This is a genomic window from Vibrio sp. 2433-A1 (genome assembly GCF_056726085.1).
This window is the reverse complement of sequence record NZ_JBRESC010000039.1, coordinates 1-10,706: the sequence shown is the minus strand read 5'-3', so window position 1 is coordinate 10,706 and position 10,706 is coordinate 1. Positions and strand designations below refer to the sequence as shown.

Sequence of the window (10,706 nt, the reverse complement as noted above, 5' to 3'; positions counted from 1 at the left end):
ATAAGAAAGTACAGCTTATCTACGCTTTTAATGGCACAGGGAAAACGCGGCTATCAAGAGCTTTTAAAACGTTACTTGCTGGTGAGACTATTGAGGAAAATGAACCAGAAGAGCCTCAATGGAAAACGCTTTATTACAACGCGTTTACAGAAGACTTATTCTATTGGGATAATGATTTAGACCAAGATGCGCAGCGTAAGCTTAAGATCCATCCAAATAGTTTTACTCCTTGGGTTTTAGGCGAACAAGGCAAAGAAAATGACGTCATTGGTCATTTTCAACATTATTCGAATTCATCCTTGATGCCTAAGTTCCATGAAAACTTTTCAGAAGTATCCTTCTCTTTTGAGCAGGGCCATGAACACACCACTGAGTTTATTAAAATCTCTAAGGGGGAGGAGAGCAACTTCATCTGGAGTGTCTTTTATACGCTACTAGAGCAAGTGATTAGCGAACGAAACATTCTTGACGCTGAGAATCGTACTACCCGTCAATTTGATGAACTGGAATACGTTTTCATTGATGATCCGGTTAGCTCGTTAGATGAAAATCACTTGATTGAGCTTGCCGTCAGTTTGGCAAAGCTCATTAGTGAGAGTGAACATGACAATGGACTTCGATTCATTATTTCTACTCATAGTCCGCTGTTTTACAATGTGTTGTGGAATGAATTCAACCGCAGAGCCTGTTATATGCTGAGTAAGTTTGAAGACGGTACGTTTGAGCTTGAAGAGAAGCAAGGAGATTCCAACACCAGCTTTTCTTATCACTTGTTTTTAAAGCAAACCATTGAACAAGCTATCCAAACGCCCCAAAGTATTCAGAAGTATCACTTCACCTTACTACGTAACCTGTATGAAAAAACCGCCAGTTTTCTTGGCTACCGCACTTGGTCTGAACTATTACCCGATGATCAAGAGGCGTATTTAAATCGCATCATTCAGTTTACAAGTCACTCTACCCTCTCTGGGGAGGTGGTTGCTGAGCCGACACCTCAAGAAAAAGAGACCGTGGTGTATTTATTCAATCATTTAGTGAACACCTATCAATTTAAAGAGCAGGAAGTCGAGCATGGCTGAGCACAGTACACCGATAGCGCAATCTAACCATTTCATTGTTCTTGACAAGTACACTACGCGTAATGATGCCAGTGAAGGCTATCAAACTGAGCAAGAGCTAGAAAACGAATTTATTACTGATTTGGTCAATCAGGGCTTTGAGTTCAGGAAAGACATTAACAGTGCGAAAGCGATGAGAGATAATGTTCGAATCCAGCTACAAGCTCTGAATAATGTCACCTTTTTAGAGAGTGAATGGCACCGCTTTGTCGAAGAATATCTCGATAAGCCCAGTGATAATATCATCGATAAAACACGTAAAGTTCACGACAACCACATTTATGACTTTGTTTTTGATAATGGCCGCATTCAAAACATTTACTTGTTTGATAAAAAGCAGCTGGCTCGAAACAAGGTACAGGTGATCCAACAGTTTGAACAAACTGGCTCGGCGGCAAACCGTTATGATGTGACGGTGTTGGTCAATGGGTTGCCATTGGTTCAAGTGGAATTAAAAAAGCGCGGTATTGCGATACGAGAAGCGTTTAACCAAGTGCACCGTTACAGTAAAGAGAGCTTCAATTCAGAGAGCTCACTGTATCAATACCTCCAAGTCTTCGTGATCTCCAATGGAACCGATACACGCTACTTTGCGAATACCACACAGAGGAATAAAAACAGCTTCGATTTCACGATGAACTGGGCTAAGTCCAACAATGACCTTATCAAAGATTTAAAAGATGTGACGGCAACGCTGTTTCAAAAAAACACGCTATTGAACGTCTTACTGAATTACTCTGTCCTCGATACCAGTGATACCTTGCTGATCATGCGTCCCTATCAAATAGCGGCAACCGAACGCATTTTATGGAAAATCCGTGGCTCATATGAGCACAAACTGTGGAGTAAACCCGAAAGTGGCGGCTATATTTGGCATACTACAGGCTCAGGTAAGACGCTGACCAGTTTTAAAGCGGCGCGCCTTGCTACTGAGTTAGAGTTTGTAGATAAAGTTTTCTTTGTGGTGGACCGAAAAGATTTGGACTACCAGACCATGAAAGAGTACCAGCGCTTCTCTCCTGATAGCGTGAATGGCTCTGAAAGCACGGCAGGGCTTAAACGTAATATCGACAAAGAAGACAACAAAATCATTGTCACGACCATTCAAAAACTCAACAACTTAATGAAATCGGATCGTGATTTAGCCCTTTATCATCAACATGTGGTGTTCATTTTCGATGAAGCGCATCGCTCTCAATTTGGTGAAGCTCAGAAGAACCTAAAGAAAAAGTTCAAGAAGTTTTATCAATTTGGCTTTACTGGCACCCCTATCTTCCCTGATAACGCGCTAAGCTCTGACACCACTGCTAGTGTGTTTGGTACAGAGCTGCACAGCTACATCCTGACCGATGCCATTCGTGATGAAAAAGTCTTAAAGTTCAAGGTGGATTATAACGATGTTCGCCCTAAATTTAACGCCATAGAAAATGAATTGGATGAAAGTAAGCTTTCGGCGGCTGAAAACAAACAAGCGTTACTGCATCCTGAACGCATTAAAGAAATTACGCACTATATTCTCAACAACTTCAGGCAGAAGACACATCGACTGCTTGCCAATGGTAAGGGGTTCAATGCAATGTTTGCCGTGAGCAGTGTGGACGCGGCAAAAGCCTACTACGACTCTTTCAAAGCGCTACAAAATGAAAATCACCGACCATTAAAAGTCGCGACTATTTTCTCATTTGCGGCGAACGAAGAGCAAAGCGCTATTGGAGACATTCTAGACGAATCCTTTGAGCTTTCTGCAATGGACAGCAGTGCGAAGGAGTTTTTAACCTCGGTGATTGATGACTATAACGTTCAGTTTAAAACCAACTATAGCGTTGATAGTAAACAGTTCCAAAACTACTATCGTGATTTAGCTTTACGCGTACAAAACCAAGAAGTGGATCTACTCATTGTGGTGGGTATGTTCTTAACCGGCTTTGATGCGCCAAGACTCAACACGCTTTTTGTTGACAAAAACTTACGCCATCATGGTCTTATTCAAGCATTCTCACGCACTAACCGTATCTATGACGCAACCAAAACCTTTGGCAACATTGTCACATTCAGAAACCTTGAAGCTGCAACCGTTGACGCCATCAAAATCTTTGGGGATAAAAACACCAAAAATGTCGTGTTAGAAAAAAGCTACCAAGAGTACATGGAGGGCTTTACCGATGTATTAACAGGTAAAGCCAAGCGAGGCTATCTAGAAGTGAGTGCGGAGCTGCAAGCGCGATTCCCTAACCCTGACGACATTGTGACTGAGAAGGAAAAAAGAGCATTTACTAAGCTCTTTGGGGAGTACCTTCGACTTGAAAACGTCTTGCAAAACTATGACGAGTTCACCAGTTTAAGAGCGCTGCAACACATTGACATCACCGACGAGAATGCTATCGACGCATTTAAAGCGGAGCACTATCTCAATGATGAAGATGTCCAAGAGTTGCAAGCCGTTCACATGCCAACAGAAAGAGCGATACAGGATTACCGTTCAACTTATAACGATATTCGAGACTGGCTCAGAAAAGAGAAAGCGGGAAATGAGCAGAGTCAATCAACCTTGGATTGGGATGGTATTACCTTTGAAGTAGACCTACTGAAATCACAAGAAATTAACTTAGATTACATTCTTGAGTTGATTTTCGACCACAATAAGAAAAGCAAAGATAAAACAACGCTCGTTGAGGAGGTACGCCGCTTAATTAGAACGAGCCTTGGTAACCGAGCAAAAGAAAGCTTGCTGGTGGATTTCATCAACCACACAAACCTTGATGACATTTTAGACAAGCCAAGCATTATTGATGCCTTTTTTGCTTTTGCTCAAAAGGAGCAAAAAAAAGAAGCTCAACACCTCATTGAAAGCGAAGGGCTGAATGTTGAGGCGGCCAAGCGTTACATTATGACCTCATTAAAGCGAGAATACGCCAGCGAGAACGGGACGCAGCTTAATGATGCTTTACCGAAAATGAGTCCACTACATCCTCAATATCTAACGAAAAAACAAGTCGTCTTTGAAAAGGTGGTGGCTTTTGTGGATAAGTTTAAAGGGGTGGGAGGAGCTTTGTAACATTTCAATATAAAGGTTAATTGGGTCGCATTTTAACTTTAACACTCATCCTTCGTTACGCCCGACTTAACGGAATACAGCAATGGTAAAAAACGATGAAAGCAACCGAAAATCAATTATTTAAATTTCTACAAAAATCCGCTCAATTTATCATTCCAATCTACCAAAGGCAGTACAGTTGGGGAGAAAGTCAATGTCATCAATTATGGAAAGATATTGTACGAGCAGGTTCAAGCGATGAGCTTGAAGCCCACTTCGTTGGTTCAGTGGTCTATATTGAAAGAGGTCTATATACACACAGTGATGTTCCTCAACTATTGGTCATTGATGGGCAACAACGCTTAACGACGACAACCCTATTGATTGCTGCGCTGATTTCGGAACTAAAAACACGGCAGGTTCAACAAACAACCCACGTGCTGGACGGAACCAATAGCAAAAAACTCAAAAAATACTATTTGTGTAATGACGCAGAAGAAGGAGACTTGTTTTACAAGCTTGTGCTCACCAAAGCTGATGACCAATACCTTCGCCGTATCGTCGATGGTGAACCTATTGAGTCAGAAGCCACATCAAGGGTCGCTCAAAATTATGTTTTTTTTGCTAACCATTGCCGTCAATGCACAAATGAAGAGTTAAACGAAGTATACCGAGGCTTACAAAAACTCATCATCGTAGATATTGCTCTTGACCGCGACAAAGATAATCCTCAACTTATTTTTGAGAGTCTCAATTCTACAGGGCTCGATCTCAGTCAATCGGATCTGATCCGTAACTATGTATTAATGGGTCTCGATAGAACTCACCAAGAACGCCTATATGATAGATATTGGTATCCAATGGAACAAGACTTTGGACACGGAGAATATTCTTGGCTATTTAATCAATTCATTCGTGACTATCTGACACTGAAGACCAGTACGCCGCCTCGCGTAGGTGAAGTTTATGAGGCATTTAAGAAATATATTCGCCATTCTCAACTAGAGATAGAAGACATTGTCCGTGATGTCAAGCTTCATGCTGGGTTTTACGTTGCTTTTGCCTTAGAGAAAGAAACAGATCCAACCTTACTTCGCGTATTCCAAGATTTGAATGCTTACAAAGTAGAGGTTTCTTATCCTTTTATCTTAGAGTTGTATCATGATTACGATAACGGGATCCTTTCTCAGGCTGATTTTATCGAATCGGTACGTTTAGTCGAAAGCTATGTGTTCCGTCGTTACGTTTGCAGTATTCCAACCAACTCCCTCAATAAGACATTTGCTAGCTTTGGGCGAAATCTCACAAAAAGCCATTACTTAGAAAGCATCAAAGCAGAGTTTAAAAAATTGACCTCTTATCGACGCTTTCCCCTTAGTAGCGAATTTTGTCGTGCTTTAGAAACGAAAGATATGTATCACGTACGCAGCAAGACTTATTGGCTGACTCGACTAGAAAACGCAGGTAAAAAGGAGCCTATTCACGTAAACAACTATACCATTGAGCATGTACTTCCACAGGGGGATTTACCTCTTGAGTGGCAAGAGGCGCTGGGTGAGGACTGGGAGAAGGTGCATGAAGAGATGGTTCACACTATTGGCAACTTAACGCTAACGGGTTATAACTCAGAGCTCAGTAATCGTAGTTATATTGAAAAGCGCGATATGAAAGGAGGGTTTGCTTGCAGCCCGTTGAGCCTTAATCATACGCTTGCGCACCACGATACATGGAACAAAGATAAAATTTTAGAGCGCACAGATATTCTTAGCAAAAAAATGTGCGAAGTTTGGCCTTATCCAGACCTGGATGAAGCGACTTTGGCTAAATATCAAATGACAGAAGATATATCGAAAAAATATACATTAAGCGATCATCCCTATGTTGATAAAGGAGCTTCTCAGCTACTGTATAGTGAATTAAGAAGCGCTATTCTCGCTCTGGATGATAATATCAGAGAAGAATTCAAGAAATTATATATCGCATTCAAACTTGAGACCAATGTGGTTGATGTCATTCCTCAGGCCACCAGCTTACGGCTTATTTTCAATTGCAAATTTACCGATATTCGCGATCCATACAAACGCTGTCGTGATGTGACCCATATTGGCCGTTGGGGAAATGGAGACGTTGAGTTGCGTATCCATCACTTTGATGACATTGCCTATGCAGTCCAAATTACTCAGCAGGTGATTGACCTACAGGTGCAAGATTAGAGGATACAAAGCCACCTTGAGAGAGGCGGATTGATCGCCTCTCTCTTTATTTATTCAGGTATCGCCAGTTCACCTAATGGCACGTATCGCGCTTTGTTTTCTGCTCGATAAAAGCTGATTTTCTTTATCTTCCAGCCATAGCGTAGATACTTGGTGTCGGTCAGATAGTAGCCTTCTCCCATTGAAAACCGCTCTCGATGCTCCACACTTTTCTCTTTGTCGTTCAGAAACCGTGTTTCTGAGTGATTGAGGCTCGCTTTGCGCATTTCTGAAAATAGATGTCTGTTGTGCTTCGACCACGCGAGTATGATGGTCTTTAACGTTTTGGTATGAAACTCACCCGCATACGGCTCACTGGTTTCAGCATCATAGTCGGTGAGAGTGGCAACAATCACGCCCTTAGCCCATATCGGTACTTCTAGAGCCTCTTGAAATATCTCTTCCGCTTGTTGGTGCTCGCGCCACGCTCTTTCCCGCTCCTGTTGTTTGGCTGCTTCTTTCGCCGCCTCCTCCGCTTTAGCTTGCTCTTCGACCTGCTTAATCTGCATACGACCAAGGTCAACGAGCGTGTAGTCCAGCGCGTACGTCCTAATGAATCGGATGAGCTGCTGGTGGTGCTTATCATGCAGCCATCGCTTATCGGTTTCTCCTTTGTGTATATGGTAGTAGTTGAGCGTACTTAAACAGTGCTCCGCAAAACCGTGGTCATTACCACCACAGCCTAAATCTAAGCGACATTCGTGCTGGTGGTCATTATCAAAGGTGACGGTCACTTTGGTTTTATCGTATCCCCCTAATGGATTGGTCTTGGCGACGTCTAATGCCTTGGCTTCAAAGTCAGCAAAATCATACTCAGTCTCAGAATCAAAGACTCTGGATTCTGACCAATGAACATAAACGGTGAGCGGTTGAATGGTTTTTTCTGCCATGATTGGTATTCCTTTTTCGTTATAGAGGTGAAACTGACAAGACACTGAGCATCGGCGTCTGTTTGAGTTGTTGGTTGTCGAGGTAGAACACGCTCAAGCCTTGGTTACTTAGGCGTAGCTTGGTGGGAGTAGCATTAAGGCATTGCCCAATGAGGGTAAAACGAAGGGGTTGATTCTGGATGAGAGCGAGTTTAATGACGGAGAGTGATGAGTAGTAACGTGTATGTTCGGTAGGTAAATCCACTTCAATGCACCTTAGCCACTGCCGATACGTATCACTCTCTTGGGCGTTCATCTCACTTTGCTCAAACAAGGCTTGGTATTGCAATTTGGTACTTTCCGGTAACAGGCAAGTAAAGTAACGAGCGATGAGCGTTAGCATTAGACTGTCGTATTGCGCTGTGACCCACGGCAGTGGTGTGGCGCGTTTAAAACCGTCTTTGCCCTCTTGCTGCGTTTTTTCGGCGTAACCTAAATCCACGAGGATGTTTAACCATCGTCGAATCGTATCGGGGGATTTCCCTATCCCAAGCTCGTCTGAAACATCACACAGACTCTCTAAGGATTTGGGGTAACGAGTTGGAAGCTGAGCTAACAATAAGAAGACTGCTTCAATATTGGATGGGGGCATGACTGTGCTCCTATAGAATAAAAAAAGCCACAACCGATTAGGCTGTGGCTTGAGTGAACATTAAGAATGAATGGAACTTACTCCTCGTCGTAGCGCTCGTGAGTGATTAACGGATGGTCATGGGTTGGATAGTCAGGCAACTCTGGCTTGTCTTCTTCCAGTACTTTATCTATCAGAGCGGCTGAAGTGCCAATCGCGGTTGACACCGCAAAACCGGCTGCACTGATGGTGCCGATGGCGCCAAAGACAGGCGCAGCCGTGATGACACCTGCAACACTTGCTGTTGCTGCGACCGCTTTACCGACGGTTTGATACCAAGACATATGTGTCTCCTTGTTTTGTTGAGTGGGTATAAAAAAGGCCACCTCGAAAAGAGATGGCCTTATTGAAGGTAGATAGATGGAAATGGGTGATGCTTTGTCATTGGCGACTCACTGTGATGTGGTCATACGCGTCCATCGCCATGTACGCCAGAAAGTTATGCTCCCAAAGCTGATACAGCTCTTTTGCAGCGCTGTCCTCTTTAATGGGTGCCCAGCCTTGCTGGTGGTGGGCAAACCATTCTCCTCGGCTGAAATCAAAATCGAGTCCTCGATCTAATTCAGGGTAGTGATTACCGATATAAGCAAAGTCAGTGATGTAGCTGTAATGCCATACGCCATCACTGTGTTTATTGAGACAGATTTCAACCGGATGAAAGCCACCTTTTTCCGCGCTGTAACTGGCATCTCGAAAATTAAAGATAATCCCATCAGCACCCACTAATGAATCGGCAAGCTCATTATCTTGCGTAAGCTGGTGTGCTAGCGTTGTGACGATAGAGTGTGTCAGTTCATCAGAGACAGGCAGCAATGACGCTTTGATGTTGGTGGTAAGAAACCCTATTTGGCTTCGGATTAACAGTTGTTTAGACATAATGCGCCCTCCTACAGGCAGTAAGATAATGGAATTTAAAATAGAATGGTTTAGTTCGAGCCAGAACGACTCATGATAAAGCGGCCATTGACCGAGGTGACTATAAGGGTTAGATAGCGTGCTTTTTCACTGCATGGTAAGGCGGTGCGGAGCCATTGAGCCAGCACTTGCCTTGGTAACGAGTCACTAACTGCTGAAAGAGCCACATTTCAAACGCAGAGCTTGGCGTGATGGAGACATCAAAACCCTCTTCATCACCACGTGCACGGTCTTGCCATACTGCATTTAAGTCCCGTAGGTGGGCAGTCAGCACTTCATACGCATCCCGCTCATTTGCTTCTCTCGGCGCTCGTAGCCAAACCGAAAGGTGATGGCAATGCGGCACCACCCGATAATCACGAGCCTGGTCTAATGTCTGACGTACAGCGCGTATCCACCCTTCGGCTTTGGTATCACGTCCATTGAGTTTTAATCCACCTGACTGCGCTTGCGCGGACCAGTCACAGCCGTATTTGATAAGCAGGTTATAAGGCGTGTCAATGCCACAAAACTGCCAATCACGACACCGCTTATTCGTGTCTGGGTCAAAGAGATTGCTGCAACCTATCAACATGTGAAGCATAATAAGGTCATCACTCCTCAATGAGCATTGGTAACGTTCATACAAGCGCTGCCGACACTGATGCTCGCTAAACTCATCGGTATTGATACCTAGCCTCTCAGTGAAGAATTGACGCAGTTGCTCGGTTACAATGGATTCTGGCACTCTCAATGCCAATTGTTCATACACAATGTCATACGACATTTTGCCTCCTTTTTTGATTCATACAAACACAGCCAAACATAACGTTAGTAGGCTGCTTCTTTTATTAAACATTAAGCTATGGGGTTATTCGTCTTTGACAGGGGTGATACGAATGTCATCAAACTGACCATCCATTAATTGACGACAGAACATCCGAGACCAACTGAGCAGTAAGTCCTGCACTTCCGGTCTGGCAAGCTCGCAGGTTCGAATATCCGGTTGATAGAACCAGTCTCGCTTGAAGTTAAAGTACAATTCGGGGGCAACGCTACGATGAGTGCCATCGAGATAGGCGAAGCTGGCAATAAACACCACTCGCCACTGCTTATCTTGACGCTCTAAACGCACTTCAACAGGATGAGGCCCAAGGCGGTGTTGATAATAGGGCGTGTGACGAAAATTCATCGAGAGTTTGACCATTTCAGGTAAAGAGGCAGCATTGTTTAAGACTGCTTCAAGGCTCTCTATAAACGCCTGTGGTAAACAAACCGCATGGTCATAATTTGAAGCTATCGTATTCATAACCAACCTCTTTCAGCGAACGAGACGCAAGTCTTGCCAATCACAATGTGGTCCAGTACACGAACGTCAATTAAGGCTAAAGCATCAACGAGACGACGGGTGATCTTCCTATCGGATTGTGAAGGCTCAGCGACACTAGACGGGTGGTTGTGCGAAAAGATGACTGCTGAGGCATTGTGTTTAAGTGCAGCTTTCACCACTTCACGTGGATAAATAGAGGCGGCATCGACCGTGCCATGGAACAATTCTTCGAATTCAATCAATTGATGTTGGTTGTCCAGAAACATCACGGCAAAGACTTCACGCTCATAGTGGGCCAGCTTGCAGCTCAGGTATTGTTTGACCTCATCGGGCTTGGTATAGGTATCACCGACTTCAAAGCTTTGGGCTAAGATATCGGCGGCTGTTTCGAGTACTTGCATGGCTGTAGCAGGCTGTGGAAACTCGTAGGTTGCATTGGGTAAGTGGGTAGGCATAGGTTTATCTCCTAAGTGACAGACACAAAAAAGCCCGCAGCGCATAAAGCGATACGGGCGATT

General features: G+C 43.9%; 10 protein-coding genes. 3 read left to right on the top strand and 7 right to left on the bottom strand.

The genetic code is table 11. From position 1 onward, the window contains the following. The 3 genes from ACU01J_RS20765 to ACU01J_RS20755 all read left to right on the top strand — a co-directional run. The coding region (locus tag ACU01J_RS20765; protein ID WP_481087360.1) for an OLD family protein at positions 1-1,079 on the top strand (1,079 nt) is incomplete at its 5' end. Next, positions 1,072-4,173, top strand: coding sequence for a type I restriction endonuclease subunit R, EcoR124 family (locus ACU01J_RS20760; protein WP_481087359.1), 3,102 nt, complete (start codon positions 1,072-1,074; stop codon positions 4,171-4,173). The genes ACU01J_RS20765 and ACU01J_RS20760, both read left to right, overlap by 8 nt. 95 nt (positions 4,174-4,268) lie before the next feature. Then, positions 4,269-6,365 carry a GmrSD restriction endonuclease domain-containing protein gene (locus ACU01J_RS20755; protein WP_481087358.1) on the top strand — a complete coding sequence of 699 codons (2,097 nt, stop codon included), beginning with the start codon at positions 4,269-4,271 and terminating at the stop codon, positions 6,363-6,365. A gap of 50 nt (positions 6,366-6,415) precedes the next feature. On the opposite strand, the gene ACU01J_RS20750 is transcribed toward ACU01J_RS20755, so the two are convergent. The 7 genes from ACU01J_RS20750 to radC all read right to left on the bottom strand — a co-directional run bounded on the left by ACU01J_RS20750 (position 6,416) and on the right by radC (position 10,589). Then, positions 6,416-7,294 carry an LPD25 domain-containing protein gene (locus tag ACU01J_RS20750; protein WP_481087357.1) on the bottom strand — a complete coding sequence of 293 codons (879 nt, stop codon included), beginning with the start codon at positions 7,292-7,294 and terminating at the stop codon, positions 6,416-6,418. A 19-nt stretch (positions 7,295-7,313) separates the two neighbouring features. Beyond that, positions 7,314-7,925 carry a hypothetical protein gene (locus ACU01J_RS20745; RefSeq protein WP_481087356.1) on the bottom strand — a complete coding sequence of 204 codons (612 nt, stop codon included), beginning with the start codon at positions 7,923-7,925 and terminating at the stop codon, positions 7,314-7,316. 77 nt (positions 7,926-8,002) lie between these two features. Further along, positions 8,003-8,248, bottom strand: a complete 246-nt coding sequence (locus tag ACU01J_RS20740) for a hypothetical protein (protein ID WP_481087355.1) — start codon at positions 8,246-8,248, stop codon at positions 8,003-8,005. Positions 8,249-8,345: 97 nt separating this feature from the next. Then, complete coding sequence (locus ACU01J_RS20735) at positions 8,346-8,840, bottom strand: DUF2787 domain-containing protein (RefSeq protein ID WP_481087354.1); 495 nt, start codon at positions 8,838-8,840, stop codon at positions 8,346-8,348. A gap of 109 nt (positions 8,841-8,949) precedes the next feature. Next, on the bottom strand, positions 8,950-9,645 hold the full coding sequence (locus ACU01J_RS20730) for a hypothetical protein (RefSeq protein WP_481087256.1): 696 nt from the start codon (positions 9,643-9,645) through the stop codon (positions 8,950-8,952). An 84-nt stretch (positions 9,646-9,729) separates the two neighbouring features. Further along, complete coding sequence (locus ACU01J_RS20725; RefSeq protein ID WP_481087353.1) at positions 9,730-10,167, bottom strand: DUF2787 family protein; 438 nt, start codon at positions 10,165-10,167, stop codon at positions 9,730-9,732. Continuing rightward, positions 10,164-10,589 (bottom strand): RadC family protein, encoded by a 426-nt coding sequence (radC, locus tag ACU01J_RS20720; protein ID WP_419153386.1) that lies wholly within the window; start codon positions 10,587-10,589, stop codon positions 10,164-10,166. Before radC ends, ACU01J_RS20725 begins: the two co-directional genes overlap by 4 nt. Between the last annotated feature and the right edge of the window lie 117 nt (positions 10,590-10,706).

Bases quoted from the DNA above. Each gene is read 5' to 3' on its own strand.
- ACU01J_RS20760 (WP_481087359.1), top strand. From the start codon at position 1,072: ATGGCTGAGCACAGTACACCGATAGCGCAATCTAACCATTTCATTGTT.
- ACU01J_RS20755 (WP_481087358.1), top strand. From the start codon at position 4,269: ATGAAAGCAACCGAAAATCAATTATTTAAATTTCTACAAAAATCCGCT.
- ACU01J_RS20750 (WP_481087357.1), bottom strand. From the start codon at position 7,294: ATGGCAGAAAAAACCATTCAACCGCTCACCGTTTATGTTCATTGGTCA.
- ACU01J_RS20745 (WP_481087356.1), bottom strand. From the start codon at position 7,925: ATGCCCCCATCCAATATTGAAGCAGTCTTCTTATTGTTAGCTCAGCTT.
- ACU01J_RS20740 (WP_481087355.1), bottom strand. From the start codon at position 8,248: ATGTCTTGGTATCAAACCGTCGGTAAAGCGGTCGCAGCAACAGCAAGT.
- ACU01J_RS20735 (WP_481087354.1), bottom strand. From the start codon at position 8,840: ATGTCTAAACAACTGTTAATCCGAAGCCAAATAGGGTTTCTTACCACC.
- ACU01J_RS20730 (WP_481087256.1), bottom strand. From the start codon at position 9,645: ATGTCGTATGACATTGTGTATGAACAATTGGCATTGAGAGTGCCAGAA.
- ACU01J_RS20725 (WP_481087353.1), bottom strand. From the start codon at position 10,167: ATGAATACGATAGCTTCAAATTATGACCATGCGGTTTGTTTACCACAG.
- radC (WP_419153386.1), bottom strand. From the start codon at position 10,589: ATGCAAGTACTCGAAACAGCCGCCGATATCTTAGCCCAAAGCTTTGAA.